Genomic DNA, 26,079 nt, shown 5'->3' with positions numbered 1-26,079 from the left:
GGAGGGGCCAGGAATGAGTGCGGAGGCGGCGGCCTTACGGCTGGGGACGACCGTGGCGACCACGGCGGCGCAGCTGTGGCTGGGCGGGAAGCGGCGCGAGCAGGAGCGCCGGATGCCGATGGCCGAGCTGGTCCGGGTGCGGGTGCCCGGCCTGCGGTTCCAGCGGAGTGTGGAGCGGCAGTTCGAGGAGATCGCGGACGCGGTGTTCGACCGGTTGGCGCCGTTCCTGGAACGGGAGTTCCGGGGGCTGGACGAGAGCGGCCGGCAGGCGGTGCTGAACGGGGTCTGCGACACCTTCGCGCGGGCCGACCTGTCCGACGAGGCGGTGCTGGCGGCGGACGCGAACCCGGCGGAGCTGGTGCGGCGCATCACGGCGTCGGTGCCGGCGCCCGTGGGGCTGAGCGAGGCGGAGGAGCGGCTGTACGAGGCGCTGTTCGCGGAGTGCTGCGAGTACTACGTACGGATCGTGCGGAGCCTGCCCGTGTTCGAGGAGCGGGCGCTGACGGAGCTGCTGGCCCGGACGACGTCGCTGGGCGCGGAGATCGCCCGCATCCTGGAGCGGCTGCCGGACCGGTCGCTGTTCGCGCCCGAGGGCACGGACCGCGACGCGGAGTTCCGGCGCCGCTATCTGGAGCTGGTCAGCACGACGCTGGACGAGGTGGAGCTGTTCCGGCGCACCTCGGAGCGGGCGGCGGCGCAGGCACGGCTGTCGGTGGCGTACGTCAGCCTGCGGGCGACCGGCGACGACGGGAGCCGGCGGCGCGCCGGGGGCAGGGCCGTTCCGCTGCTGCGGCCCGACATGAGCGACTGGGAGCAGAGCGGCGGCGAGAGCTCCGGGATGCGGGTCGAGGCCGCGCTGGGCGGTGCCTCGCGGGTGCTGCTGCGGGGCGAGGCCGGTTCGGGGAAGACGACGCTGCTGCGCTGGCTGGCGGTCACGGCGGCGCGCGGCGCGTTCACCGGCGAGCTGGCCGGGTGGAACGGGCTGACGCCGGTGTTCGTGAAGCTGCGCGAGTACAGCGGGCGGGCGCTGCCGGGGCCGGAGGCGATGCTGGACTCGGTGGCCGGTCATCTGACGGGCGTCATGCCGAAGGCGTGGGTGGAGCGGCAGCTGGAGTCCGGGAAAGCGCTGCTTCTGATCGACGGGGTGGACGAGCTCCTCGACGGTGAACGGCGGGGCGTGCGGGAGTGGCTGCGCAAGCTGCTGGCGGCGTACGGGGACGTGCGGGTGGTGGTGACGTCCCGGCCCGCCGCCGCGGGGGCGGACTGGCTGCGCCGGGAGGAGTTCACCGCCCTGCACCTGGACCGGATGACGCCCCCGGACCTGGCCGCGTTCGTCCGGCAGTGGCACCAGGCGGTGCGGGAGCTGGGCGAGGAACTGCCGTGCGAGGTGGAGGAACTGCCGGGGTACGAGCAGTCGCTGCTGAACGCGCTGAAGGACCGGCCGCATCTGCAGTCCCTGGCGGGGACGCCGCTGCTGGCGTCCATGCTGTGCGCGATGCACCTCAACCGGGGCAGCCAGCTTCCCCGGGACCGGATGGAGCTGTACCGCAGCGCGCTGCACACGCTGGTCCACGAGCGGGACGCGCACCGGAACGTGCCGAGCGCGCTGGACGACGGGCTCGGCCTGAAGGACAAGCTCGTGCTGCTGCGGGACCTCGCCTGGCGGCTCTCCGACAACAACCGCAGTGAGATCTCGCTGGAGCAGGCCGGGGTGTTCGTCGGGCGGAAGCTGGCGGGGATGCGGCATCTGGACGAGCAGGACGGGGCGCGGGTGCTGGAGCGGTTGCGGCACCGCTCAGGGGTGCTGCGCTCCCCCGCCGTGGGGCGGGTGGACTTCGTGCACCGGACCTTCCAGGAGTACCTGGCCGCGGAGGAGGCGGCGGAGGAGGACCGCATCGGCAACCTGGTCGAGCGCGCCCACCTGGACCTGTGGCGCGAGACCATCATCATGGCCGCGGGCCACGCGAACCGGCCCCAGCGGGAGGAGCTGCTGGGCGGCATCCTCGACCGCGCGGCGGCCGAGCCCCGGCACGCGCGCAAGCTGCGGCTGCTGGCGGCGGCGTGTCAGGAGACGGTGCCGGCTGTCTCCGACGGATTGGCGGGGCGGCTGGACGAGGCGGTGGGGGCGTTGCTGCCGCCGCGGCGCGAGACGGATCCGCCGGCGCTGGCGGCTGTGGGGACGAGTCTGCTGCGCTCGCTGCCCCGGTCCTTGAGCGGGCTGACGGAGAAGGCCGCGGCGCAGACGGTGCGGACGGTGGCGCTCGTCGGGGGCGAGGAGGCGCTGGGGCTGCTGGAGGAGTACGCGCAGGATGCTCCCGCCCACGCGGTCCGCGCTTTCCTCAACGGCTGGAGGTACTTCGACGCGGACGCCTATGTGGACCGGGTTCTGTCGCGGTTGCCTCTGGAAGGCCGGCTGGTCGACCTGACCCACTCCGGCCAGTGGCGTCCCCTGCTGCGGCTGCGCTCGGTCACCAGCCTCTCGACCGACTACCCCCTCGCGGACTTCGCGGCCGTCGCCGAATTTCCCCCACTGCGCCAGCTGGTCTGCTTCAGGCTCCGCGGCGAAGTGGACCTGTCGGTCCTGCGGTCCCATACCGGCCTGGAGGTTCTCGCGCTGTCGGGCGGCCCCTCGATGGCGCTGACCGGTCTCGACACGCTGGGCGAGCTGCCGGAGCTGGAGTTCCTGCATCTCAGTCTCAACGACAGTTCCGACCTGGGCGGTCTGCGGCTCGGACCGAAGGTCGAACAGCTCTCGCTGGTGTCGGTGACCGAGAAGCCGTGTGTGCCGAGAGGACTCGACTCGGTAACGGCCACCCCGGGGCTGGCCCTCAGCCTGCACAGCGTGGACGTCGCCGCGTGGCTCAACTCACCCGGGTTCGTCGTCCCCAGGGTGAGGCGTCTGTCCATGTACGACTGCGTCCTGCCCGACGACCCCTGCGCCCTGGACTTTCCCGGCGTGGAGGTCGTCGTGCACTGAACACGCCCACGGCCCCGCCCTCCCTAAGGAGGGCGGGGCCGTGGGCACCGTCAGGACGCTCAGCGCCAGCTGTGCGGGGCGCGGAAGCCCGGCTCGCGTTCCAGGCGGCGCCAGCCCGCGCGGACGCGGCCGCCGTGGGACGGGGTGGTCTCGGCGGGGCGGGCGGCGGCGCGGGCCAGGAGGAGGGCCGTGAGGGCGGCGACCTCCTCGGGCTCGGCGTGGCCCTTCTCGACGCGGATGTCAGGCAGGGACATGCGACAGGCTCCTCAGGGTCACTGCGGGGGGTTGCCGTGCTTGCGGGAGGGCAGGTCGGCGTGCTTGGTGTGCAGCATCGCCAGGGACTTGATCAGCACCTCGCGGGTCTCGGACGGGTCGATGACGTCGTCGACCAGGCCGCGCTCGGCCGCGTAGTAGGGGTGCATCAGCTCGGACTTGTACTCCTTGACCATGCGGGCCCGCATGGCGTCGGGGTCGTCGGCCTCGGCGATCTGACGGCGGAAGATGACGTTGGCCGCGCCCTCCGCGCCCATCACGGCGATCTCGTTGGTCGGCCAGGCGTAGGTGAGGTCCGCGCCGATGGACTGGCTGTCCATGACGATGTAGGCGCCTCCGTACGCCTTGCGCAGGATCAGCGAGATCCGCGGCACGGTGGCGTTGCAGTAGGCGTACAGCAGCTTCGCGCCGTGCCGGATGATGCCGCCGTGTTCCTGGTCGACGCCCGGCAGGAAGCCGGGGACGTCGAGGAAGGTGATGATCGGGATGTTGAAGGCGTCGCACATCTGGACGAAGCGCGCGGCCTTCTCGGACGCCTCGATGTCCAGGACGCCTGCCAGGACCTGCGGCTGGTTGGCGATGATGCCGACCACCTGGCCGTCCAGGCGGGCCAGGGCGCAGATGATGTTGCGGGCCCAGCGCTCGTGCACTTCGAGGTACTCGCCGTCGTCGACGATCTCCTCGATGACCTTGGCCATGTCGTACGGCCGGTTGCCGTCGGCCGGGACCAGGTCCAGCAGGAGCTCGCTGCGGCGGTCCGCCGGGTCGGAGCACTCCACGCGGGGCGGGTTCTCGCGGTTGTTCTGCGGCAGCAGCGACAGGAGGTAGCGCACCTCGGCGATGCACGTCTCCTCGTCGTCGTAGGCGAAGTGGGCCACGCCGCTGGTCTCGGCGTGCACGTCCGCGCCGCCCAGGCCGTTCTGGGTGATCTCCTCGCCCGTGACCGCCTTGACCACGTCGGGGCCGGTGATGAACATCTGCGAGGTGTCGCGGACCATGAAGACGAAGTCCGTCAGGGCCGGGCTGTAGGCCGCGCCGCCCGCGCACGGGCCGAGCATCACGCTGATCTGCGGGATGACACCGGACGCCTTGGTGTTGCGCTGGAAGATGCCGCCGTAGCCGGCGAGGGCGGAGACGCCCTCCTGGATGCGGGCGCCGGCGCCGTCGTTGAGGGAGACCAGCGGCGCGCCCGCCGCGATGGCCATGTCCATGATTTTGTGGATCTTGGTGGCGTGGGCCTCGCCCAGCGCGCCGCCGAAGATCCGGAAGTCGTGGGCGTACACGAAGACCGTGCGGCCCTCGACCGTGCCCCAGCCGGTGATGACACCGTCGGTGTACGGCTTCTTCGCCTCCAGGCCGAATCCGGTCGCCCGGTGCCTGCGCAGCTGCTCGACCTCACGGAAGGACCCCGGGTCGAGCAGCAGGTCGATGCGCTCCCGGGCGGTCAGCTTGCCCTTGGCGTGCTGCGCCTCGGTCGCCTTCTCGCTCGGGCCCGCCAGTGCCTGCGCACGGATCTCGTGCAGCTCGGCCACCCGGCCGCGCGCGTCCGTCGGCTCACCCGTCGCCTCATCCAAAACGGTCATGTAGCGACCTTACGAAGGAGACCGGGGAAAGCGAGCCGTCGACTCCGTACAGTCTCCGGCTCGTTTTCCTGGTACTCCCTCACAGAACCGAGGCGCTGTGCAGGCTTTCCGACTGCTCAGGGGGTCCGGACCTTGTAGGGCTCCCACAAAGTCGTCATCCGAGTGCCACCTCACATTCATGTGTGGCGCATTCCGTCCCCGGAGTGACGCGCAGCCTCAGCCGGGCCCCCGCGGCGAGGACCTCCACTGTCTCATCCGCCCGGATCACCTCCCGCACCGGACGGTCCCAGACGATCTCCAAGGGGTCTCCGGTGCGGGGTGGTTCGCTCAGGTGGAGGCGGGCGGTACGGCCGTGCCGGCGCAGCAGTACGCTCGCCCCGGCCGACGCGGTCAGGGGGCCGGCCGTACCCGGCTGCCAGAAGATGGCGGCGGTCAGGCCGAGGGACGGCACGCGCACCGCCTGGCGCGCGGCGTCGTTGGCGAGCACCGTCAGCCAGCGGCGGTCGGCGGCGCGGGCGGCCACCGTACGGCGGGAGGCGCCCGGCATGAGGACGTACTGGTAGTGCGCGCCGGCCGGGTCCGTGCCGTGGTCGAGCCAGAGGGTCTGCCAGCGCCGGGTGCGCCGCTCGGACGTGCCGGCGGTGTTGATGTCGGACCAGGCTCCGGTGCGGTCCTCGCGCAGGGTGCGCAGCCCGCCGTGCGGGACGATCCAGCCGCCGTGGCCCTCCAGGTGGGCCCAGCCGGGGCCGCGGACGAAGGTGTGGGTGCCGTTCTCGCCGAGGTTGCGGTTGTCGACGACCGTCTCGACGGGGACGCCGTCCGCGCAGCGGATGCCGGCGCCGAGGCAGACGATCGCGTCGGCGAGGAAGAACCAGGACTTGCGGGCCTCCAGGGTGGAGCCGAGGCCCTTGAGGTGCTGGCCGACGGCCGCGAACTCGCCGTCGGTGGTGCCGCCGACCCAGCGGGCGTCGGGCCGGGGCTCGCCCCACTCGCCGCCGGCGCGGTCGGGCAGGCGCCTGGTGGAGACGGTGGTGCCGGGCAGGCGGTACCAGTCGACGGTGGGCCAGTACCAGTCCGTGTACTGATCGGACCGGCCGCCGAGGCCGGGCGCCCACCAGGAGAGCATCCCGGCGCCGGTGTGCCAGCCGCGCGGGTTCTCGCCGTTGCCGCACTCGTAGTGGGCGATGCGGTCGCTGGCCATGGCGAGGGCCGCGGTGAAGGCGGGGCGCCGGTGGACCGCGCGGTCCATGGCGGCAAAGAGGCGGTGGCCGACGGGTTCGGGGGCGGCGGGGACGGGTGCGGCGGCGACGGCGTGCAGCCGGGAGAGGTCGGCCACGTCGAACTGACGAGCCGTCAGGACGGGGCTGACGCGGTCGCGTTCGATCCAGCCCTTCACCGCGGCGTGCCAGCGGTCCCGCTCGGCGGGGCTCGCGCCGAGGGCGAGGAGCGCGATCGCGGCGATGATCCCCTGGCCGTGGAAGTGGTCGCTGCGCATCACCCGCCGTTCGTCGGCGGCGAGGTGGCCGCGGCTGATCGCCCGGCCGTTGACCATGTCCATCACCAAGCCGTCGTGGATGAGCGGGGCGTAGGCGCGCTCCACGCTGTCGAGGACGATCTGCCGGTTCGGGTCGGTGACCTCCCAGGGGGATCCGGCAAGCAGGGCGAAGAGGCGGCCGAGTCCGTCGAGCATCACCTGGCCGTAGGTGCCGGTGTAGGCGACGCGGGTGTGCTGGACGAACGACCCGTCGGCGTAGAGGCCGTCGCCGCGGGTGACGTAGGGGAAGACCGGCGAGAGGGCGTCGCGGGCGAGGGCCAGGCGGTCCGGGGCGCGGCCGAGGATGCCGCGCAGGGCGACGGAGCGGCACAGGTCCACGCGGTTGGCGCCGGTGGAGGTGCCGGAGTAGTCGGCGAACATCGCGTCGGGGACGAAGTGGTCGACGGCGGCGCAGGCGGCGGCGATCCGGCCGGCGCCGAGGTGGTCGTACAGGGCCGCCGTGATGTCGGTCAGGAGGCGGGGGCTGCCGATCTGCCATTCCCACCAGTTGCCCCAGCGGGTGGTGCCGGGGTGGTAGACGGTCGCGGCGAGGTGGTCGAGGCCGTGCAGGACGGCCGCGAGGAGGTCCGGGTCGCCGGTGGAGCCGGTGGCGGGCTGGACGTAGGCCTGCGTCATGGTCCACAGGCGGCCGTAGGCGCGGGTGATGCCGGCGGGCGGGTCGTACGGGGTGTCCGGCCACAGCGCGGTCGGCGGCGGGGCCTCGGGCAGGGCGGCACGGAAGCGGCGGGCGAGGTCGCCGGTCTCGGCGAGGCGGGCGGCGTAGGGGGCGGCGGCCGGGTCGTAGCCGGTGCCGAGGGCGAGGTCGAGCCAGCGGCGGCGCAGGGCGTCGTACGGGTCGGCGGCGGCGTGGGCGTACGGGCCGGTGGACGGGTCGGTGGACGGCTCGGCGGACGGGTCGGCTGCGGCATGGGCCGCGGACGGGGCGGGCGTGGTGGCGGTCACGGCGAGGGCGGTGGCGGTGGCGAGGAGGACGGCTCTGCGGCTGAGTGGGGCGCGTTCCGACGTCATGCTCATGCCCTCTAGCAGGAGAGCGGGTCGGGGGGAACCGGGCGGGACGCCGACGCCGCGCGGAAGACCCCGGTCGGCCGAACCGGCGTGCCAGCCGTCGGTGCCGGCCCGTAGGCCCGTACCGCGCGGGCAGGTCCTGGCCGGAAATCGCACCCCGGCCGCACACCCCGCCGCGACACTTCACCAAGGATGTTGAAACTTGAACGGAATAGGTCTACGGTGGATGTCGTTCACCTAGTTGAACATTCAACGTTCCGTCCCGAGGAGAACACCATGAGCCTGGACCTGGCCACCCTGACCGGTGACTACACCATCGACGCCGCCCACACGACCATCGGCTTCACCGCCCGCCACGCCATGGTCACCAACGTCAAGGGCAAGTTCCTCGACTTCAGCGGCTCGCTGCACCTCGACGCCACCGACCCGTCGAAGTCGACCGCGTCGATCGACGTGAAGATGGACAGCATCGACACCGGCAACGCCGACCGCGACGGTCACCTCAGGAGCGCGGACTTCTTCAAGACCGACGAGTTCCCGACCATGACCTTCCGCTCCACCAAGGCGGAGTCCCTGGGCGGCGACGACTACCGCGTCACCGGTGACCTCTCCATCCTCGGCGTCACCAAGCCGATCACCATCGACCTGGAGTTCAACGGCGCCGCGAAGGACCCGTTCGGCAACGAGCGCGTCGGCTTCGAGGGCAAGGCGACGATCCTGCGCTCCGAGTGGGGCCTGACCTGGAACGCGGCGCTGGAGACCGGCGGCTTCCTGGTGTCCGACAAGATCAAGCTGAACTTCGACATCTCGGCGATCAAGAACGCCTGAGCCGTCGCCGACGGCCCGCGTCGCACACCGCGAACCCGCCCGCCACTCCCCCACGGGAGGGCGGGCGCTCGCCGTCCCGCGGCGGTATGCCCCCGCTCCGCGGTCTGCGGCACGACCCCGCTCCGCGGTCTCATGTCCCTTCGCGGTCGCGCCCCTGTCGCAGCTTGCCGACCGCCGCCGCCAGCCGGGCCGCCCGCCGCTCGGGGGTCCGGGCGCGCAGCAGGTCGAGGATCACCAGGTACCGGTCCGTCCTGCCGAGCCCTTCGAAGGCCGCCTTCGCCGCGGGGTCGCGCTCCAGCGCCGCCGCGAGGTCGTCCGGGACGGTGGCGTCGCGCTGCGACGCGTACGCCGCCGCCCACCGCCCGTCCGCCCGCGCGGCCTCGACCTCGGCGAACCCCGCGGGGTGCATCCGCCCGACGGCGGTCAGCTCCGCCACCCGCCGCACGTTGACCTGGGACCAGAGGCTGCCGGGGCGGCGCGGAGTGATCCGCTGGAGGTAGTGCGAGGCGTCGAGGGCCTTGCGCTGCCCGGTGATCCAGCCGTGGCACAGCGCCGCGTCGTTCACCTCGGCGGCCGTCACGGAGGGCAGCCCCGAGCCCTTCCTGGCGACCTTCACCCACAGCCCCGGATGCGGTGCGGGATGCCGGGACAGCCAGGCGTCGAGCTCGGCGGCGGTCGCGAAGGACAGCGGCTCTCGCGGGGGAACCTGAGAGGTCATGCGACCACCGTAGGCGCCGTACAGGACAGCAACTGACCTAAAGGGCCGGGCGATCGGGGGTGTGCGGTCCATCATGGACGCATGACCGCGTACTCGCGCCTGGACGAGGCCCCCGACTGGGTCGTCCTCGACACGTACGAGACTGACGGCGGCCACCGCCGTCCCCTGGCCGCCGTCCACGCTTGACTGCGTGAGCGCGGCATCGACTGGATGCCGTTCCCGCCGGAGGACGTCCGCGTGAACCGGATGTGCGCGCCCGGAGCCGACGGGCACTGGCGGTCCTGGGTCAGCGTGGCCGTGCCGGCGCCGGTGCTGCGGCGGCTCGGCCTGCACCCCGGGCAGGCGACGGCCGCGGCGGGCGGGACGTCACCGCCCCGGTGGTGGCACGCCGCGGGCGAGCGGTACGCCGAGGGCGCCGGGCGCTGGACCGGAGACCGAGCGGCGAGAGGGGGCCCGGCAGGCGGTGGCGCCGGTTAAAGCCGGTGCGCGGGGCGGTGTGCGCGTGGTTGGCTCGCGCCCATGACCTGGCTGCCGCACGACTTCGTCCACCCCGTCCACGTCGAGCTGCCCGGCGGCGGGGGCCACCGGCTGCGCCCCATCAGCGGCGCCGACGCGCCGCTCGACTACCCCGCCGTGATGGGCTCCCGCGAGCGGCTGTGGTCGGTCTACGGGCCCGCCTGGGGATGGCCGCCCGCCACCATGACGTACGAGGCGAACCTCGCCGATCTGGAGCGGCACGCCGTGGAGATCGAGGCGCACCAGTCGTTCAACTACACCCTGGAGAGCCCGGACCGCACCGCCCTGCGCGGCTGCGTCTACATCGACCCGCCCGAGAAGCGGGGCGCCGACGCGGAGATCTCCTGGTGGGTGGTGGACGAGGAGGCCGGCGGGCCGCTGGAGCGGGCGCTGGACGCGTTCGTGCCGCGCTGGATCGCCGAGGCCTGGCCCTTCGAGCGGCCCCGGTTCATCGGCCGGGACCTCACCTGGGAGGAGTGGCTGCGGCTGCCGGACCACGCGTGAGCGGCCCGGCGGCGGCCGGCGGCCGGCTGAGGTCAGAAGCCGCCGGGTGAGGCCGGAGGCCGCCGGGTGAGGCCGGAGGCCCGGTGGATGAGGGCGGAGGGCCGGTGGATGAGGGCCGCCGGGTGGCGTCAGAAGCCGCCGCCGAAATCGCCACCGCCACCGAAGTCCCCGCCGCCGCCGAAGTCCCCGCCCCCGCCGAAACCGCCTCCGAAGTCGCCGGTGTCGAAGTCGGCGCCGGAGACCTCGCCGCCGTCGTAGCCGCCGGAGTCGCCGTAGCCGGCGCCGTAGTCGGCCGCGTAGGCGGGGGCGGCCATCATGCTGCCGAGCATGGTGCCGACGAGCAGGCCGGGCAGCAGGCCGCCGCCGAAGTAGCCGCCCGCCCAAGGACCGTAGGCCGGGCCCGCGTCCCAGTAGGGGCGGCGGCCGTAACCGGTGTCGACCTCGCGGATCATCGGATCGAGTCCGTCGGCGAGCCGGGCCTGGTCGGCCGCGCAGACCGGGACCTCGCGGGTCGCGCCGCCCTCCGGGGTCCAGGTGACGTCGGCGACGGACGGGCCGTGCCGGGGGTCGAAGAAGCACGGCGGCCGGCGTTCCGGCAGCGGCCGGCCCTCGCGCCGGGCGGCGAGCCGGGCGAGCGCGAACCGGCCGTCCTCCAGCGCCTCGGTCACCGGGCGCACGTCCTCCGGTTTTCGTGCCGCCGCCATCCGGGCCTTCGCCACGTCATAGGTGTCCAGGGCGTGGGCGTAGTCGGCGCGCATCGCGTCGTCGGCCGCCGGGTCCCCGGGCCGGAAGTCGAGGCGGTCCAGTTCCTCGCCGAACGCGGTGATGTCCTCGTCGACCACCACGCGCAGCTTCTCCAGGGCCGCCCGCTGCTCCGCCTCGTGGCGCAGCCGGTTGCGGCGGACCAGGGCGTACGCGCCCGCGCCGCCCGCCGCGAGCACCGCGCCGGTGGTGACGAGCGCGGTGGTGGAGACTCCGGTGTCGGCGGATCCCCAGGAGGTGGGGGCCGAGCCGCCGACGCCGCCGCGCAGGGCGTCGTCGACGAAGTCGTTCAGCTGGGCCTTGGCGTCACCCGCGTCCTGCGCGGCCGTGACCAGGTTGGACACACCCTGGCGGCTCAGCACACTGCTGTCGGCGCGCGCGTCGAAGCGGTCGCCGACCCGGACGCCGTACAGGCCGGTGACGCCGGTCTCGGTGCGCAGGTTGCGGAACAGGTTCTGCGTCGGCTGGTCGGCCGGGAGAACCGCGATGAACACGGGCTTGTCCGCGTCCTCGATCTTGTTCGCGAGCGCTTCGGCGTCCGCCTCGGACAGTACGTCGGCGGCGGCCGGATCGACGTAGACGGGACTCTCCCGGAGGGCCTGGGCGACCACGGAGAGGTCGGTGGCCGCATGCGCTCCCGGCGCACCGGCCGACAGCACCGCCAGCGCGGCGGTGACCGGCACGATCAGCAGGCGTACGAAGGTACGCCACAGTGCGGCCTTCATATGTTCGAAAGTACCCGAAAAGGGCGAATATTGACATCGGTCCCGGACGGCACCCGCGCAACGGCTCCCGGCACGGCCGGCCGCAGGTACGGCCGCAGGTACGGCCGCGGGGCCGACCGCACGGGTCGGCACCCGGACCTCGGCATCTGGAGGGTGCACCCGGACCTCGGTACCCGCCCCGGCGAGTTCCACGCGTCGCGGGAACCCGCCGGGGATCCGTGCCGGGCGCGCGGCTCACTCCGCGGGTTGTACCCCCGCCCGCAGCAGGCCGTAGGTGTAGGCGTCCTCCAGGGCCTGCCAGGAGGCGGCGATGACGTTCTCCGCGACGCCGACCGTCGACCACTCGCCGGTTCCGTCCGAGGTGGAGATCAGGACCCGGGTCGTGGACTGCGTGCCGTGCTTGCCCTCCAGGATGCGGACCTTGTAGTCGACCAGCTCCAGCTGGGCGAGCTGCGGGTAGATCTTCTCCAGGGCGACGCGCAGCGCCCGGTCGAGGGCGTTGACCGGGCCGTTGCCCTCGGCGGTGGCGACGATCCGCTCGCCCTTGGCCCACAGCTTGACGGTGGCCTCGTTGGCGTGGGTGCCGTCGGGGCGGTCCTCGACGATGGCCCGCCAGGACTCGACCTCGAAGTAGCGCAGCGGCTTGCCCTGGACCTCGGTGCGCAGCAGGAGTTCGAAGCTCGCGTCGGCGGCCTCGTAGGTGTAGCCCTGCAGCTCGCGTTCCTTGACGCGCTCGACGACCCGGCCGACCAGTTCGCGGTCGCCGCCGAGGTCGATGCCCAGCTCCTTGCCCTTCAGCTCGACGGACGCCCGGCCCGCCATGTCGGAGACCAGCATCCGCATGGTGTTGCCGACCTGCTCGGGGTCGATGTGCTGGTAGAGGTCCGGGTCGACCTTGATGGCGGAGGCGTGCAGGCCGGCCTTGTGCGCGAAGGCGGAGAGGCCGACGTACGGCTGGTGGGTGGAGGGGGTGAGGTTGACGACCTCGGCGATGGCGTGCGAGATCCGGGTCATCTCGCGCAGCCTGCCGTCGGGCAGGACCTTCTTGCCGTACTTCAGCTCCAGCGCGGCCACCACCGGGAACAGGTTGGCGTTGCCGACGCGCTCGCCGTAGCCGTTGGCGGTGCACTGCACGTGGGTGGCGCCCGCGTCGACGGCGGCGAGGGTGTTGGCGACCGCGCAGCCGGTGTCGTCCTGGGCGTGGATGCCGAGCCGGGCGCCGGTGTCGGCGAGGACGGTGGCGACGACGGCGTGGATCTGCGCCGGGAGCATGCCGCCGTTGGTGTCGCACAGGACGACCACGTCGGCGCCGGCCTCCGACGCCGTACGGACGACCGCCTTGGCGTACTCGGGGTTGGCGCGGTAGCCGTCGAAGAAGTGCTCGCAGTCGACGAAGACCCGGCGGCCCTGGGCCTTGAGGTGCGCGACGGTGTCGCGGACCATCTCCAGGTTCTCGTCGAGGGTGGTGCGCAGGGCCAGCTCGACATGGCGGTCATGGGACTTGGCGACCAGGGTGATCACCGGTGCGCCGGAGTCGAGGAGCGCCTTGACCTGCGGGTCGTCGGCGGCGGTGGTGCCGGCCCGGCGGGTGGAGCCGAAGGCGACGAGCCGGGCGTGGCGGAAGTCGATCTCCGCCTGGGCGCGGGCGAAGAACTCGGTGTCCCGCGGGTTGGCGCCGGGCCAGCCGCCCTCGATGAAGCCCACGCCGAAGTCGTCCAGGTGCCGTGCGATGGCGAGCTTGTCCGCGACCGTGAGGTTGATGCCCTCGCGCTGCGCGCCGTCGCGCAGGGTGGTGTCGAAGACGTGGAACGAATCGTCGAGCTCGCTGGATGCGGTCATGATCTGAAGGCTCCTGTAGGGGGATCTCGGTCTACCGGAATGACCGGCTCCACCGTCCTTCTGTGATCCCTCGCGCTCTCCTCCCGGCTGGGGGTGGGCCAGGAAAACGAAAAACCTCTCGCGGGTGCGAGAGGTCTGCGCGCGGGTCGAGGACGACGGTGTCCGCCCGTACCGGGTCGTACGAGGCGGTCACTGCGGACCGGCGCGCCTGCTGCCAATAATCGTGGCGAACGAGAGCACGGGGGCAGTCTGGCACAGACCGACCCTCCGTGACCGGCCTGTCTCAGTATGCGAGCCTCTGATCACTCGTCGCACCCGCCGGCCGGCGTCTTCTCACGCGTCCGCGAGGAGGGTCTGGTCCAGGAACTCCCGTACGTGACCGAGGATCTGCTCCCGGTCGGTGCCGCGCAGACCGATGGCGACGTGGATGGCGAAGCCGTCGAGCAGCGCCCGCAGCCGGGCGGCGAACCGGTCGGGGTCGACGGGGCGGAACTCGCCGCGCGAGACGCCCTCGGCGAGCAGCGCGACCAGGTCGCGGTGCCAGGCGCCCTCGATGGCGACCTGCCGGTCGCGGGCGTCGTCGTCGGCGTTCTGCGAGCGGTTCCAGACCTCCAGCCACAGCGTCCAGTGCGGGTCGCGGTGGCCGTCGGGGACGTACAGGTCGACGTAGGCGTCGAGGCGTTCACGGGCCGGCACGGGCCGGGCCAGCAGCCGCCCGCGCTCCGCGCCGAGACGGCCCTCGCTCCACTCCAGGGTCTGCAGCAGCAGCTCGTCCTTGGTGCGGAAGTAGTAGAGGAGGTGGCCGCTGCTCATGCCGACCTCACGGCCGAGCGCGGCCATGGTCAGCTTCTCCAGGCCGCGTTCGGCGATCATCTCCATCGCCGCGGCGAGGACGTCCTCGCGGGGCGGTGCGGGGGTACGGCGACGGGTGCTCACGGGGCGGCCTCCACCCGGACGGCGTCGGGCAGGAAATGGGTCTCGAACGGGCCGTAACACTCGCTGAACTGGGTGGCCACGACCGCGCCGCACCCCGCGCACAGCTGGTTGGGTCCGTCCTTGCCGCCCAAGCCACAGCAGCAGTGGTCCCCCGAGGCGGGGTTGTAGGTCACGCGGCCGTAGGTGTCCTCGGGGTTCACCACGAGGGTGTCGCGCGAACCGGCGGAGATCATCGGGAACCCGTTCTCCGCAGGGAGGTGGGTGTCGACGGAGTGGTCCCGCTCCGCCAGCGGATCGGGGTCCTCCACGTACGGCGCGCCCGACGGGCGCGGGTCCACCGCGTCCGTGCCCCGTGGCACGGTCGGCGGGGCGTGCCGCGACCCGTCGGGGTTGGGCAGGCCGTCGTACGCCGGGCGGCCGGGCAGCCCGGGCAGCAGCCGCACCGGCTCGGTGAGAGGGCGGCCGCATGCCGCGCAGACCAGGACGTTCACCCGTATGTTCTACCCGACGGTGCGACCCGCGCGGACCGTCGGCGGGTCTTCGGCTGACTGGTGGGTGATGCGGGTCCTCGTGCTGGGTGATGCAGGTCCTCGCCGTCCTCACGGCGATCGTGGCGTCCGGCGGCCCGGAGGGGCCGGGCCTCACCGAGACCGTGCGAGCCACGAGTCCCCCTCACCCCCCTCCCGGACGGGTGTCCGCGGTCAGCTGTGCTCGCCCATGGCTGCGCGCAGCCAGTCGAGCGGGGCCTGGGCCGGCAGTTGGTCGGCCAGCCGCTGCCCGGACTCCGTGACGATCCGGGCCCGGCAGTTGTCGACCCAGCGCTGGGCCGCCTCGTACCCCTGCGCTTTGTACTCCAGGCCCTGCAACATGCACTCCAGCTTGTCCGCGTCTCGGGCGCAGATGGCCTCGGGCGTCTCCCGCGCCTCGTACTCGGCGACGACCGCGCGGACAGCGGCACGCAGGACTTCAGGCAATCGGTTTCGTCACTGCCGGAGGTGGCCAGGGTGCGGGAGTCCCAGCGGGGCGCGGTGCGGCTGCACATCCTGCGTCACGCGGCCGAGGAGAAGATCCACGGCGCGTGGATGACCGAGGAGCTGGCCACGAGGCCGGGAAGAAGGCTCTGGCGGAGGACCGGAAGGTGCTGGCGGAGCTCGCCCGCGAGGTCTCGGGCGGCCAGGCGCCGTAGCGTCCTGGCCAGTCAACGGTCCGAGGTCAGGAGCCGCGCGGGGCTACCAGGCCGGATTCGTAGGCCAGGACGACGAGCTGGGCGCGGTCGCGCGCGTGCACCTTGCCCATGGCCCGGTTGATGTGGGTCTTGGCGGTCAACGGGCTGATGACCAAGCGGTCGGCGATCTCGTCGTTGGACAAGCCCTGGGCGGCCAGGGCGACTGCCTCGCGTTCGCGGCTGGTCAGCTCCTTGAGGCCGTTGCCAGTGCGGGCGGGGGGCTGGGCGACGTACCGGTCGATGAGCTTTCGGGTGATCGCGGGCGCGAGCAGGGCATCGCCGCGGGCGGCGACGCGTACGGCGTGCAGGAAGTCTTCCGGCACGATGTCCTTGACGAGGAAGCCGGCAGCGCCGGCGCGCAGCGCGTCGAAGACGTACTCGTCCATGCCGTAGTTGGTCAGCATGACGACGTGTACGCCCGCCAGGGCCGGGTCCGCGGCGATGTGCCGGGTTGCTTGGATGCCGTCCATCACGGGCATCTGGATGTCGATGAGCGCGACGTCGGGCAGGTGCTCCTTGACGAGCGCCAGGCCCTCTTGGCCGTTGGCGGCCTCGGCTACCACCTCGATGTCGTCTTCGAGGTCGAGCAGCACGCGAAAGCCGCTGCGGATGAGCGGCTGGTCATCGACCAGCAGGACACGGATCACGAGGCTCCGTTCGTGGGAAGTTCGGCCTGGACGGTGAAGCCGCCTGTGCTGCGCGGCTCGGTACGCAGCCGGCCGCCCAGGGCCGTGACGCGTTCGCGCATGCCGAGCAGACCGAGGCCGGGCGTCGGCGCGGGGTGCAAAGTGGCCTTTCCATTGTCGTCGACGCGGATGGCGAGGGCGCCTGGCCGGTAGTCGATGAGCACCGATGCGGCGGTGGCGGCGGCGTGCCGGGCGACGTTGGTGAGCGATTCCTGAACGATCCGGTATGCGGTACGGCCCACTGCTGCCGGCACGGCGTGCGGCTGTCCTTCTATCGTGAGCGTTGTCTCCAGGCCGGTCGTTCGGAACCGTTTCACGAGGTTCGGGATGTGGTCGAGTCCGGGCGGCGGGGCGGTGTCGTCGTCGCGCAGTGCCTCCAGGGTCGCGCGCAGCTCCCGGCTCGCCTCCCGGCCGGCTTCCTGGATCGCCAGCAGGGCCTCGGGCACCTGCTCGCCTCGCCTCCGGGCCACGTGAACGGCGACCTCGGACTGCACCTTGATGACCGAGATCTGGTGGGTGAGGGAGTCGTGCAGTTCCCGCGCGATGCGCAGCCGTTCCTCGTCGGCCCGGCGGCGCGCGGTCTCCTCGCGGGTGTGCTCGGCTTCGTCCGCCCGCCGTTCGGCCTGCCGCACCGCCTCCCCGGCGGCGAATGCGGCGATGAGCCAGGCGATCTCAAGGGTGTGCCGGGCCTGCGTCACGATTTCGCGCGTTGGCCCGTCGTGGGAGACGAGGGCGGTGAGGTGGAGCACCGCCAGCAGGCCCAAGGAGGCGGCCAGTGTGACGGTGCGATGCCCGGCGCGTACCGCGCCGTAGACCGCGACCAGATAGGAGACGGCGAGCACCTCGAACCCGGCCCCCAGGTAGCCCACTGCGGACAGCCCGGTGACGGCCAGGACCACGAGCGGTGCCCTGCGGCGCGCGGCCAGCGCCAGCCCGCCGACCGCCAGCAGCGCGGAGCCGAGCAACTCGCGCCCGCCGGCCGGGTGTGGCCCGGAGAGCCCGGTGCCCAGCAGCAGCGCCGCCACGCCCATGGCGATCGCCCAGTCAGTGACCCCGGCCGGGACAGCGAACCGCCATTTGTCCATGCGGGGCACCGTAGCCGCATGCGGCTACGGGCGAGTCCGGCTCACGGACGAGCGGTCGGCTACCGCATGTGCGGTACCAGCGCGCCGTCTGCGGCATCCGCAGTATTCGGATGCCGCAGCGGCGGCAGCGGAAAGTGCCTGCGCCTGTCGGACGACCGGCCGGAGGTCCGGCTCGCATGCTCAAGGCACATCAAACCTCGCAATCAGCGACGGAGAAGGAGGAGAGCGGTTATGAGTGCATCAGCAGCGCTGCTGGCGACCGCCGAGGGCGGAATCATCGGCGACGGGCGGACCGGCGCCAACCTGGCCCTCGGGGTAGGGGCACTCGGGCTGGCCATCGGCTGGCTGGCCCTGGCCCGCGCCGACGACCGGATCAGCACCGGCAACGCGCGCACCGGCGGGATGTCGGCCATCGCGGCAGGGCTGGCCGGCACGGTCCTCGCGCTGCTGCACCTGGCCACATCCAGCGGCGGCCCCGGCACCGGCAACGGGCTCGTCGGTGCCATCGCAGCCATCCCGCTGGGGCTGGGCGCCGTATTCCTCGGCCGCCGGGCGCTGACCCGCTCCCGCCACGCCGACCGGCCGACCGGCCGACCGGCCGGCCGGCCGGATGACCGTGCGACCGTCACCAGGTCACGGCATGCGTGCGGCCACCGCGCGCCGGACCCCGTACGCGGCGACGCCGACGGCGAGGACCGCGGCTCCCCAGATCACGGAGCGGAGGACACGGGCAGGGCGAAGGCCAGGACGAGGCAGCCAGCCAGCCCGACGACCGGAATGACGCGGGCCGGGCGGCCCTCGTCGGGGGTGAGGGTCCAGGCGGAGGCATTGGCCACGCCGTAGTAGACCAGAACGCCTAAGGAGGAGAAGCCGATCGCCCCGCGCAGGTCCCCGGTCGCGGCTGCACGGCCACGACGGCGCCGACGAGGAGCCTCGGCGCGGTGCGGGACCCGGAATTGGGGTGGACGGCGGCCAAGGCGTGGGGCAGGTGCCGGTCGCGGGCCATCGCCAGGGTGATGCGGGAGACGCCGAGGATGAGGGCGAGCAGGGAGCCGAGCGCGGCGACGGCCGCACCGACGTGGACGACGGGGGCGAGCCAGTCGGCTCCCGCGGCCCGTGCGGCGTCCGACAGCGGCGCTGTCGCCTCGGCCAGCCCGTCCGGGCCCAGCACCATCAGGACCGAGACCGCGACGAGGGCGTAGACGACGAAAGTGATGCCAGTGCGATCGGGATTGCCCGCGGGATGGTGTGGGTCGGGTCGCGGACCGAGAGATCTTGCTCATCCCAAGTCGACTGGAGCTGGCTCAAGCTAACTAACGCCAACAGCCCGTCGGCAAAAATCCCAGGTCACCTCACCGACCAGCAACCTTCGGCTGCTGCTGGGTGATGCAGTGGATGCCTCCGCCGCCCGCGAAGATCCGGCGGGCGTCGACGAGCGTGACGGTCCGGTCGGGGAACAGGCGGCGGAAGATGCCGGCGGCGACTTCGTCGTTCGGGTCGTCGAAGGCGCACAGGACGACGCCGCCGTTGCAGAGGTAGTGGTTGATGTAGGAGTAGTCGACCCAGTCGCCGTCCTCGTCCTTCAGGACCGTGGGCGCGGGGATCTCCACGACTTCCAGGGGGCGGCCCTTGGCGTCGGTCTGGTTGCGCAGGATGTCCAGGTACAGCCGGGAGCGGGCGTGGTCGGGGTGGGCGGGGTCGCGCTGGCTGTGCACGAGGACGGTGCCGGGCCGGGCGAAGGCGGCGACGATGTCGACGTGGCCCTGGGTGCCGTACATGCCGTAGTCGCCGGCCAGGCCGTGCGGGAGCCAGATCGCCTTGGTGGTGCCGAGCTTGGCGTGGATCTCCGCCTCGACCTGCTCGCGGGTCCAGCCGGGGTTGCGGCCGGAGCCGAGCTGGACGGTGTCGGTCAGCAGGACCGTGCCCTCGCCGTCGACGTGGATCGCGCCGCCCTCGTTGACGAGGGTGCTGCTCAGCACCGGGACTGCGGCGAGGTCGGCGACATGGCGGGCGATCTTGCAGTCGTGCTCCCAGCGGGCCCAGTCCTGGCCGCCCCAGCCGTTGAACACCCAGTCCACGGCGGCGAGCCGGCCCGCCTCGTCCACCACGAAGGTCGGCCCGATGTCACGCATCCACGCGTCGTCCAGCTCGCGCTCCACCAGGTCGACGTCCGGGCCGAGCAGTTCCCGCGCGGACTCTGCCTGGCCGGGGCCGTGCACCATCGTCACCGGTTCGAAGCGGCGCACCGCGCGGGCCACGGACGCCCAGGCGGCGCGGGCCTCGGCCAGCTCCTCGTCCGTGGTGAACGTCGGGTTGGGGCCGGGCCAGGCCATCCAGGTGCGCTCGTGCGGGGCCCACTCGGGGGGCATGCGGAAGGTCATGAAGAGGTCCCAGGGAGTCAGGGTGAGAGTCAGGGTCAGAGGAAGTAGAGGCGGTTGAGGGAGACGGAGTCGGCCGGTTCGGAGCGCAGGGGCTCGCCGTCCAGCGTCACGAGGCCCGTGCGCTGGTCGACGTCGACCGCTCCGATACGGGAGTTCAGGCGCAGGTCGGCCGGCCCGATGCCGCGGGTGCCGCGCACGGCGACCCGGCGGCGGCGGGTGGGCAGCGTGTCGCGGCCCTGGTCGAGGGCGGCCTGCGCGACGAAGGCGACGGAGATGTCGGCCGGGGTGGCCCCGTGCGCGCCGAACTGCGGGCCCAGCACGAGGGGTTCGCAGGTGTCGGTGGCCGCGTTGGGGTCGCCCACCACGCCGTACGCCGGGAAGCCCGCCTTGAGCACGAGCTGCGGCTTGGCGCCGAAGTACTCGGGGCGCCACAGCACGATGTCGGCGAGCTTGCCGGTCTCGATCGAGCCGACCTCGTGGGCGAGGCCGTGCGCGATGGCCGGGTTGATGGTGAGCTTGGCCATGTAGCGCAGGACGCGCTCGTTGTCGTGGCCGGTGTCCGGGCCGCCGAGTTCGGCCTTCATCTTCCCGGCCATGGCGAAGGTGCGGCGGACGGTCTCGCCCGCGCGGCCCATGCCCTGCGCGTCGGACGAGGTGATGCCGATGGCGCCCAGGTCGTGCAGCACGTCCTCTGCGCCCATGGTGCCGGCGCGGATGCGGTCGCGGGCCATGGCGGCGTCGCCGGGCAGGTCCGGCTTGAGGTCGTGGACGGAGACGATCATGCCGTAGTGCTCGGCGACCGCGTCCCGGCCGAAGGGCAGGGTGGGGTTGGTGGAGGAGCCGATGACGTTCGGCACGCCCGCCATCTTCAGCACGTTGGGCACGTGTCCGCCGCCGCAGCCCTCGATGTGGAAGGCGTGGATCGTACGGCCCTCCAGGACGCGCAGGGTGTCCTCGACCGACAGGCACTCGTTCAGGCCGTCGCTGTGCAGGGCGACCTGGACGTCGTGGTCCTCGGCGACGCGCAGCGCGGTGTCCAGGGCGCGGGTGTGGGCGCCCATGTCCTCGTGCACCTTGAACCCGGACGCGCCGCCCTCGGCGAGTGCCTCGATCAGCGGGGCCTCGTGGGAGGACGAACCGCGGCCGAGGAAGCCGATGTTGACGGGCCAGGCGTCGAACGCGTTGAACGCGTGCTTGAGGGCCCAGGGCGAGTTGACGCCGACGCCCCACACCGGGCCGAACTCCTGGCCGATGACCGTGGTGACGCCGGAGGCGAGCGAGGCCTCCATGATGCGCGGCGACAGCAGGTGGACGTGGGTGTCGACGGCGCCGGCGGTGGCGATCAGGCCCTCGCCGGAGACGATCGAGGTGCCGGTGCCGACGACGACGTCGACCCCGTCGAGGGTGTCGGGGTTGCCGGCCCGGCCGATGGAGCAGATCCGGCCCTCGCGGATGCCGATGGACACCTTGCGGATGCCCTGCACGGCGTCGATCACGACGACGTTGCTGATGACGACGTCACAGGTCTCGCGGACGGCGGCGGCCTTCAGGTGCAGTCCGTCGCGGGCGGTCTTGCCGAATCCGGCGAGGAACTCGTCGCCGTAGCGCTGCGCGTCGGACTCGACCTCGATCGTCAGGCCGGAGTCGCCGAGGCGGATGCGGTCGCCGGCGCGGGGACCGTGGGTGGCGGCGTACTCGTACGGGGTGAGGCGGCGGGCTTCGGCGGGGTGCCCTCCGGGGCGGCTCATCGGTTTCCCTCCTCGCTGGGAACTCCCAGGTATCCGCAGGCGGCGGCCCGGCGCAGGGCCTCTTCCTTCGCGCCCGGCGCGTCCAGCGGCCCGTCGACCAGTCCGGCGAAGCCGATCGCGATCCGGTCGCCGCCGATCGGCACCAGGCCGACCTCGTCGCTCTCGCCCGGCCCGAAGCGCACGGACGATCCGGCGGGGACGGCGAGCCGCATGCCGTAGGCCGCGGCGCGGTCGAAGTCGAGCCGCGGGTTGGCCTCGAAGAAGTGGAAGTGCGAGGTGACGGAGACCGGTACGCCCGCGGTGTTGGTGACCCGCAGCCGCACCACGGGCTCCGGATCACAGTGGGCCGGTCCCGGCAGCAGCGCGCCCGGACCCCGCTCGCCGAGGCCCGCGCCGAGCGGGTCGGAGACGACGGCGAGCCGGGAGCCGTCGTCGAAGACGGCCTCGACCATGACCTCCGTGACCACGTCGGCGACGCCGGGCAGGACGTCGTCGGGGCCGAGCACGGACCGGGCCGCCTCGACGGCCTCGGCGAGCCGCTTCCCGTCGCGGGCGGCCTCGCAGACGGTGTCCGCGATGAGCGCCGTGGCCTCCGGCACGTTGAGCCTCAGGCCGCGGGCGCGGCGGGCGCGGGCCAGCTCGGCGGCTCCGAAGAGCAGCAGCCGGTCACGTTCCGTGGGGGTCAGTCTCATGACGCGGGCACCTCCTTGCCTTCCCCAAGATTAGAGCATCACTCTAAAACAAGATTCTCGCAGTTGAAGCATTGACGGGCCACCTTGAGCCACGCCACATTGAGCGCCGTTCAAAACTGTCAGGCGGCGTCGAAGGAGACCAGCCCATGCCGATGGAACAGCGCGGAGTCGACACCATCCCCGAGGAGGAACGCACCAGCACGCCCCGTGACCTGGTGTCGATCCTGCTCGGCTCCAATCTCTGCCTCGGAGTGATCGTCTTCGGCTGGCTGCCGCCGTCCTTCGGGCTGGACTGGTGGGCGTCGGTCAGCTCGATCGTCGTGGGCACCCTGGCCGGCATCGCCTTCACCGCCCCGCTGGCGCTGATCTCGCTGCGCACCGCGACCAACCTGTCCACCTCCTCCGGCGCCCAGTTCGGGGTGCGCGGCCGGCTCGTCGGCTCGGTCGTCGGCCTGCTGCTCGCCCTCGGCTACACCGCGCTGACGGTGTGGATCGGCGGCGACGTCACGGTGCGGGTGCTGGGCCGGCTGGTCGGCCTGCCCGCGGACGACCTGGCGTACGTCCTGGTCTACGGCCTGCTGGCGGCGGCGACCGTCGCGGGAGCCGTCTACGGCTACCGGGTGCTGCTCGCGATGTCCCGCCTGCTCGCGATCGGCATGACGGCCCTGCTGGTCCTCGGCGTGATCGCCTACGCCCCGGACTTCACCACGGCCGCGCTCCCGGAGACCGGCGGCTATCTGCTCGGCGGGTTCTGGCAGACGTGGGTGCTGGCGGCGGTGGCCGCGGGCCTGTCCGGGCCGGTCGCCTTCATCACCCTGCTCGGCGACTACACCCGCTACATCTCCCCCGCCCGCCACACCCCGCGCAAGGTCCTGCACGCGACCTGGGTGGGCCTGCTGCTCGGCCTGCTGGTGCCGCAGCTGTTCGGCACCTTCACGTCGTTCGCCGCCCGCGCCGCCCTCGACTACGCGGGGCCGCTCGCCGAGGCCGCCCCCGCCTGGTACCTGCTGCCGCTGCTGCTCGCCGCCTCGGCCGGTTCGGTGGGCAACGCGGGTCTGATGCTCTACTCGATGGGCCTCGACCTGGACGCGATCCTGCCGCGGCTGTCCCGGGCGCGGGCCACCTGTACGGTCGCCGTGCTCGCCACGGCCTGCGTCTTCGCCGGGCACTTCGCCATCGAGGCGCAGACCGCGATGACGTCCTTCGTGCTGCTGCTCACCGCGATCGGCACGCCGTGGGCCGTCGTCACCCTCATCGGCTTCGTCCGCTGCGGCGGGGTCTACGACGCGGACGCGCTCCAGGTGTTCAACCGCCGGGCGCGGGGCGGCGCGTACTGGTTCACGGCCGGCTGGAACATCCCGGCCACCGTCTCCTGGGCGCTGGGCGCGGCCGTCGGCGTGCCGGCGGTCGCCCTGCCGTCGTACGAGGGGCCGCTGCTGGCCCTCACCGGCGGGATCGACGTCAGCTTCCTGCTGTCGGGTGCGGTGGGCGGTGCGGCGTACCTGGCGCTGACCAGCCGTACAGGTCGTACGGGCCGTACGGGCCGTAACGGCCAGGGCAAGGAAAGGGCCGCCGCGGAACCCGAGTCCGCGACGGCCACCACCACGGCCGCCGAGGCCTAACCCAGCTTGTGCATCCAGCCGTGCTTGTCCTCGGCCGTGCCCCGCTGGATGTCCAGGAGGGCCTGGCGAAGGCGCAGCGTGACCTCGCCGGGCTCTCCGCCGCTCTGCTGCCACTCCCCGCCGGCCCGCTTGACCGTGCCGACCGGGGTGATCACCGCGGCCGTGCCGCAGGCGAAGACCTCGGTGAGGGTGCCGTTCCCGGAGTCGCGCTGCCACTGGTCGACGGAGACCCGGCCCTCCTCGGCCTCGTAGCCGAGGTCGCGGGCGACGGTGAGGAGGGAGTCGCGGGTGACGCCCTCCAGGATGGAGCCGGTGAGGGTCGGGGTGACGATCTTGTCGCCGTAGACGAAGTACAGGTTCATGCCGCCCAGTTCCTCGACCCACCGGTGCTCGACGGCGTCGAGGTAGCAGACCTGGTCGCAGCCCTTGGCGGCGGCCTCGGCCTGGGCGAGCAGGGAGGCCGCGTAGTTGCCGCCGGTCTTGGCGTCGCCCATGCCGCCGGGGACGGCGCGGACGCGGTCCTCGGAGACCCAGATGGAGACGGGCTTCACGCCGCCGGGGAAGTAGGCGCCGGCCGGGGAGGCGATGACGAGGAACAGGTACTCGTTGGCGGGCTTCACGCCCAGCCCCACCTCGGTGGCGATCATGAACGGGCGCAGGTAGAGGGACTCCTCGCCGCCGTGCGCGGGCACCCACGCCTTGTCCTGCTGGACCAGCGCGTCACAGGCCTCGATGAAGGTCTCGACCGGCAGCTCCGGCATGGCGAGCCGGCGCGCGGAGCGCTGGAAGCGCAGCGCGTTCTGGTCCGGCCGGAAGGTGGCGACCGAGCCGTCGGGCTGACGGTAGGCCTTCAGGCCCTCGAAGATCTCCTGCGCGTAGTGCAGGACCGTGGTGGCCGGGTCGAGGGGGATCGGCGCGTACGGCACGAGCTGTCCGTCGTGCCAGCCGCGGCCTTCCGTCCACTTGATCGTCACCATGTGGTCGGTGAAGTGGCGGCCGAATCCCGGGCTGGCGAGGATCGCCTCCCGCTCCGCGTCGGAGAGCGGGTTGGCCGAGGGCTTCAGCTCGATCGTGGGCGTCGTCATGAGTGGTTGTCCTTCACCGGTTGTAGTGACGGGCCGCCGATCCGCTGATCCGCCCGCACCGGCCGCTTCCGGCCGGTGGTTGGACGTCCGAGCTCTCCCTCATTCCGCGGCTCCGCGTTCGATTATCTCGCGCGGCGCACGGCGGAAGGAACGGGGTGGAGGCGGCCCAGGGGTCGATGGTGGCACCCGGTGGGGGACACGCGAAAGCCGCCGGGTGCCTGGAAAGGGACCCGACGGCTGCTGCGAGGAGGTGCGCGCCGGGCCTCAGCCGGCTACGCGTACGGCGAGCGCGTCGCCGATCTCGGAGGTCGAGCGGGCGGGCTTGCCGGCGCGCTCGGTGAGGTCGGCGGCGACCGCCGCGTCGATCCGGTCGGCCTCGGCGTCGTAGCCGAGGTGGCGCAGCAGGAGCGCGACGGACAGGACCGTGGCGGTGGGGTCGGCCTTGCCCTGGCCGGCGATGTCGGGGGCCGAGCCGTGCACGGGCTCGAACATGGACGGGAACTCGCCGCTGGGGTTGATGTTGCCGCTGGCGGCGACGCCGATGCCGCCGGAGACGGCCGCGGCGAGGTCGGTGATGATGTCGCCGAACAGGTTGTCGGTGACGATCACGTCGAACCGCTCGGGCTGGGTGACCAGGTAGATGGTCGCCGCGTCCACGTGCATGTACTCGGTGGTGACCTCCGGGTACTCCGCGGCCACCTTATTGAAAATGTTCGTCCACAGGTGACCCGCGAAGGTCAGCACGTTGTTCTTGTGGATCAGTGCGAGCTTCTTGCGGGGGCGGGCCTGGGCGCGGGCGAAGGCGTCGCGGACCACGCGCTCGACGCCGAAGGCCGTGTTGACGGAGACCTCGGTGGCGACCTCGTGCGCGGTGCCCTTGCGGATGGTGCCGCCGTTGCCGGTGTACGGGCCCTCGGTGCCCTCGCGGACCACGACGAAGTCGATCTCCGGCTGGCCCTTCAGCGGCGTCTCCACGCCCGGCAGCAGCTTGGACGGCCGCAGGTTGACGTGGTGGTCGAAGGCGAAGCGCAGCTTGAGCAGGAAGCCGCGCTCCAGGACGCCGGAGGGGACGCTCGGGTCGCCGATCGCGCCCAGCAGGATGGCGTCGTGCCGCTTCAGGGCGTCGAGGTCGGCGTCGGTGAGGGTCTCACCGGTGGCGTGGTAGCGCTTGGCGCCGAAGTCGTACTCCTTGGTCTCCAGCTTCACATCCTGCGGAAGGACGGCGGAGAGGACCTTCAGGCCTTCGGCCACGACCTCCTGGCCGATGCCGTCACCCGGGATCACTGCGAGATCGATGCTGCGAGACATGCGGGCACCCTACTCCTCGTCCCATG

At 72.6% G+C, this 26,079-nt stretch carries 19 protein-coding genes and 3 pseudogenes; 5 read left to right on the top strand and 17 right to left on the bottom strand.

Annotated features, from left to right (window positions below; translation table 11 throughout):
• Window positions 1-13: 13 nt before the first annotated feature.
• Window positions 14-2,977, top strand: coding sequence for an NACHT domain-containing protein (locus AB0K92_RS15100; protein ID WP_365922888.1), 2,964 nt, complete (start codon window positions 14-16; stop codon window positions 2,975-2,977).
• 59 nt (window positions 2,978-3,036) lie between these two features.
• Here AB0K92_RS15100 and AB0K92_RS15095 read toward each other — a convergent pair whose 3' ends face one another.
• From AB0K92_RS15095 to AB0K92_RS15085, 3 genes are all read right to left on the bottom strand, one after another.
• The gene (locus AB0K92_RS15095; protein WP_166002461.1) at window positions 3,037-3,231 is read right to left on the bottom strand and encodes an acyl-CoA carboxylase epsilon subunit; all 195 of its coding nucleotides are present in this window, start codon (window positions 3,229-3,231) and stop codon (window positions 3,037-3,039) included.
• An 18-nt stretch (window positions 3,232-3,249) separates the two neighbouring features.
• Window positions 3,250-4,833, bottom strand: a complete 1,584-nt coding sequence (locus tag AB0K92_RS15090; protein WP_365922886.1) for an acyl-CoA carboxylase subunit beta — start codon at window positions 4,831-4,833, stop codon at window positions 3,250-3,252.
• A gap of 154 nt (window positions 4,834-4,987) precedes the next feature.
• The gene (locus tag AB0K92_RS15085) at window positions 4,988-7,396 is read right to left on the bottom strand and encodes a polysaccharide lyase 8 family protein (protein WP_365922901.1); all 2,409 of its coding nucleotides are present in this window, start codon (window positions 7,394-7,396) and stop codon (window positions 4,988-4,990) included.
• Between the two features lie 273 nt (window positions 7,397-7,669).
• On the opposite strand from AB0K92_RS15085, the gene AB0K92_RS15080 reads away from it, so the two are divergent.
• Window positions 7,670-8,221 (top strand): YceI family protein, encoded by a 552-nt coding sequence (locus AB0K92_RS15080; RefSeq protein ID WP_365922884.1) that lies wholly within the window; start codon window positions 7,670-7,672, stop codon window positions 8,219-8,221.
• Window positions 8,222-8,351: 130 nt separating this feature from the next.
• On the opposite strand, the gene AB0K92_RS15075 is transcribed toward AB0K92_RS15080, so the two are convergent.
• Complete coding sequence (locus AB0K92_RS15075) at window positions 8,352-8,939, bottom strand: YdeI/OmpD-associated family protein (protein ID WP_365922882.1); 588 nt, start codon at window positions 8,937-8,939, stop codon at window positions 8,352-8,354.
• Between the two features lie 519 nt (window positions 8,940-9,458).
• Between AB0K92_RS15075 and AB0K92_RS15070 the strand changes: the two genes are divergently transcribed.
• A complete protein-coding gene (locus AB0K92_RS15070; RefSeq protein ID WP_365922880.1) occupies window positions 9,459-9,959 on the top strand; it encodes an N-acetyltransferase in 501 nt (166 codons plus the stop codon).
• A gap of 128 nt (window positions 9,960-10,087) precedes the next feature.
• Here AB0K92_RS15070 and AB0K92_RS15065 read toward each other — a convergent pair whose 3' ends face one another.
• The 7 genes and pseudogenes from AB0K92_RS15065 to AB0K92_RS15035 all read right to left on the bottom strand — a co-directional run bounded on the left by AB0K92_RS15065 (window position 10,088) and on the right by AB0K92_RS15035 (window position 17,217).
• Window positions 10,088-11,446: a hypothetical protein gene (locus AB0K92_RS15065; RefSeq protein ID WP_365922878.1), complete on the bottom strand. Its 1,359-nt coding sequence runs from the start codon at window positions 11,444-11,446 to the stop codon at window positions 10,088-10,090.
• 234 nt (window positions 11,447-11,680) lie between these two features.
• Window positions 11,681-13,285, bottom strand: a complete 1,605-nt coding sequence (cimA, locus tag AB0K92_RS15060) for a citramalate synthase (protein WP_365922876.1) — start codon at window positions 13,283-13,285, stop codon at window positions 11,681-11,683.
• 333 nt (window positions 13,286-13,618) lie between these two features.
• Window positions 13,619-14,164 carry a TetR/AcrR family transcriptional regulator gene (locus AB0K92_RS15055; protein ID WP_365922899.1) on the bottom strand — a complete coding sequence of 182 codons (546 nt, stop codon included), beginning with the start codon at window positions 14,162-14,164 and terminating at the stop codon, window positions 13,619-13,621.
• A gap of 53 nt (window positions 14,165-14,217) precedes the next feature.
• Window positions 14,218-14,712, bottom strand: coding sequence for a hypothetical protein (locus tag AB0K92_RS15050; RefSeq protein ID WP_365922874.1), 495 nt, complete (start codon window positions 14,710-14,712; stop codon window positions 14,218-14,220).
• A gap of 210 nt (window positions 14,713-14,922) precedes the next feature.
• Window positions 14,923-15,195, bottom strand: a pseudogene (locus tag AB0K92_RS15045) (HD domain-containing protein); the annotation flags it as partial.
• Between the two features lie 238 nt (window positions 15,196-15,433).
• Window positions 15,434-16,093, bottom strand: a complete 660-nt coding sequence (locus AB0K92_RS15040) for a response regulator transcription factor (protein ID WP_365922872.1) — start codon at window positions 16,091-16,093, stop codon at window positions 15,434-15,436.
• Window positions 16,090-17,217: a histidine kinase gene (locus AB0K92_RS15035; protein ID WP_365922870.1), complete on the bottom strand. Its 1,128-nt coding sequence runs from the start codon at window positions 17,215-17,217 to the stop codon at window positions 16,090-16,092. Before AB0K92_RS15035 ends, AB0K92_RS15040 begins: the two co-directional genes overlap by 4 nt.
• Window positions 17,218-17,235: 18 nt before the next feature.
• On the opposite strand from AB0K92_RS15035, the pseudogene AB0K92_RS15030 reads away from it, so the two are divergent.
• A pseudogene (locus AB0K92_RS15030) lies at window positions 17,236-17,781 on the top strand (DUF6223 family protein); the annotation flags it as partial.
• Window positions 17,782-17,850: 69 nt separating this feature from the next.
• Here AB0K92_RS15030 and AB0K92_RS15025 read toward each other — a convergent pair.
• The 4 genes and pseudogenes from AB0K92_RS15025 to ureA form a co-directional block, all read right to left on the bottom strand.
• Window positions 17,851-18,483: pseudogene (locus tag AB0K92_RS15025) on the bottom strand (amino acid permease); the annotation flags it as partial.
• A gap of 86 nt (window positions 18,484-18,569) precedes the next feature.
• Window positions 18,570-19,598 (bottom strand): agmatine deiminase family protein, encoded by a 1,029-nt coding sequence (locus AB0K92_RS15020; protein WP_365922868.1) that lies wholly within the window; start codon window positions 19,596-19,598, stop codon window positions 18,570-18,572.
• A gap of 35 nt (window positions 19,599-19,633) precedes the next feature.
• Window positions 19,634-21,346, bottom strand: a complete 1,713-nt coding sequence (locus tag AB0K92_RS15015) for an urease subunit alpha (protein ID WP_365922866.1) — start codon at window positions 21,344-21,346, stop codon at window positions 19,634-19,636.
• On the bottom strand, window positions 21,343-22,038 hold the full coding sequence (ureA, locus tag AB0K92_RS15010; protein ID WP_365922864.1) for an urease subunit gamma: 696 nt from the start codon (window positions 22,036-22,038) through the stop codon (window positions 21,343-21,345). Before ureA ends, AB0K92_RS15015 begins: the two co-directional genes overlap by 4 nt.
• 146 nt (window positions 22,039-22,184) lie before the next feature.
• Between ureA and AB0K92_RS15005 the strand changes: the two genes are divergently transcribed.
• A complete protein-coding gene (locus AB0K92_RS15005; protein ID WP_365922862.1) occupies window positions 22,185-23,660 on the top strand; it encodes a cytosine permease in 1,476 nt (491 codons plus the stop codon).
• On the opposite strand, the gene AB0K92_RS15000 is transcribed toward AB0K92_RS15005, so the two are convergent.
• Window positions 23,657-24,745: a branched-chain amino acid aminotransferase gene (locus AB0K92_RS15000; protein ID WP_365922860.1), complete on the bottom strand. Its 1,089-nt coding sequence runs from the start codon at window positions 24,743-24,745 to the stop codon at window positions 23,657-23,659. The genes AB0K92_RS15005 and AB0K92_RS15000 overlap by 4 nt on opposite strands.
• A 264-nt stretch (window positions 24,746-25,009) precedes the next feature.
• The gene (locus tag AB0K92_RS14995) at window positions 25,010-26,053 is read right to left on the bottom strand and encodes a 3-isopropylmalate dehydrogenase (RefSeq protein WP_365922858.1); all 1,044 of its coding nucleotides are present in this window, start codon (window positions 26,051-26,053) and stop codon (window positions 25,010-25,012) included.
• Window positions 26,054-26,079 lie beyond the last annotated feature (26 nt).

This window comes from Streptomyces sp. NPDC052687 (assembly GCF_040678395.1).
GTDB lineage: Bacteria > Actinomycetota > Actinomycetes > Streptomycetales > Streptomycetaceae > Streptomyces.
Note: the sequence above shows the minus strand (reverse complement) of the source record. Positions and strands in the feature narration are given on the sequence as shown.

Bases quoted from the DNA above. Each gene is read 5' to 3' on its own strand.
- AB0K92_RS15100 (WP_365922888.1), top strand. From the start codon at position 14: ATGAGTGCGGAGGCGGCGGCCTTACGGCTGGGGACGACCGTGGCGACC.
- AB0K92_RS15095 (WP_166002461.1), bottom strand. From the start codon at position 3,231: ATGTCCCTGCCTGACATCCGCGTCGAGAAGGGCCACGCCGAGCCCGAG.
- AB0K92_RS15090 (WP_365922886.1), bottom strand. From the start codon at position 4,833: ATGACCGTTTTGGATGAGGCGACGGGTGAGCCGACGGACGCGCGCGGC.
- AB0K92_RS15085 (WP_365922901.1), bottom strand. From the start codon at position 7,396: ATGACGTCGGAACGCGCCCCACTCAGCCGCAGAGCCGTCCTCCTCGCC.
- AB0K92_RS15080 (WP_365922884.1), top strand. From the start codon at position 7,670: ATGAGCCTGGACCTGGCCACCCTGACCGGTGACTACACCATCGACGCC.
- AB0K92_RS15075 (WP_365922882.1), bottom strand. From the start codon at position 8,939: ATGACCTCTCAGGTTCCCCCGCGAGAGCCGCTGTCCTTCGCGACCGCC.
- AB0K92_RS15070 (WP_365922880.1), top strand. From the start codon at position 9,459: ATGACCTGGCTGCCGCACGACTTCGTCCACCCCGTCCACGTCGAGCTG.
- AB0K92_RS15065 (WP_365922878.1), bottom strand. From the start codon at position 11,446: ATGAAGGCCGCACTGTGGCGTACCTTCGTACGCCTGCTGATCGTGCCG.
- cimA (WP_365922876.1), bottom strand. From the start codon at position 13,285: ATGACCGCATCCAGCGAGCTCGACGATTCGTTCCACGTCTTCGACACC.
- AB0K92_RS15055 (WP_365922899.1), bottom strand. From the start codon at position 14,164: ATGGAGATGATCGCCGAACGCGGCCTGGAGAAGCTGACCATGGCCGCG.
- AB0K92_RS15035 (WP_365922870.1), bottom strand. From the start codon at position 17,217: ATGGACAAATGGCGGTTCGCTGTCCCGGCCGGGGTCACTGACTGGGCG.
- AB0K92_RS15020 (WP_365922868.1), bottom strand. From the start codon at position 19,598: ATGACCTTCCGCATGCCCCCCGAGTGGGCCCCGCACGAGCGCACCTGG.
- AB0K92_RS15015 (WP_365922866.1), bottom strand. From the start codon at position 21,346: ATGAGCCGCCCCGGAGGGCACCCCGCCGAAGCCCGCCGCCTCACCCCG.
- ureA (WP_365922864.1), bottom strand. From the start codon at position 22,038: ATGAGACTGACCCCCACGGAACGTGACCGGCTGCTGCTCTTCGGAGCC.
- AB0K92_RS15005 (WP_365922862.1), top strand. From the start codon at position 22,185: ATGCCGATGGAACAGCGCGGAGTCGACACCATCCCCGAGGAGGAACGC.
- AB0K92_RS15000 (WP_365922860.1), bottom strand. From the start codon at position 24,745: ATGACGACGCCCACGATCGAGCTGAAGCCCTCGGCCAACCCGCTCTCC.
- AB0K92_RS14995 (WP_365922858.1), bottom strand. From the start codon at position 26,053: ATGTCTCGCAGCATCGATCTCGCAGTGATCCCGGGTGACGGCATCGGC.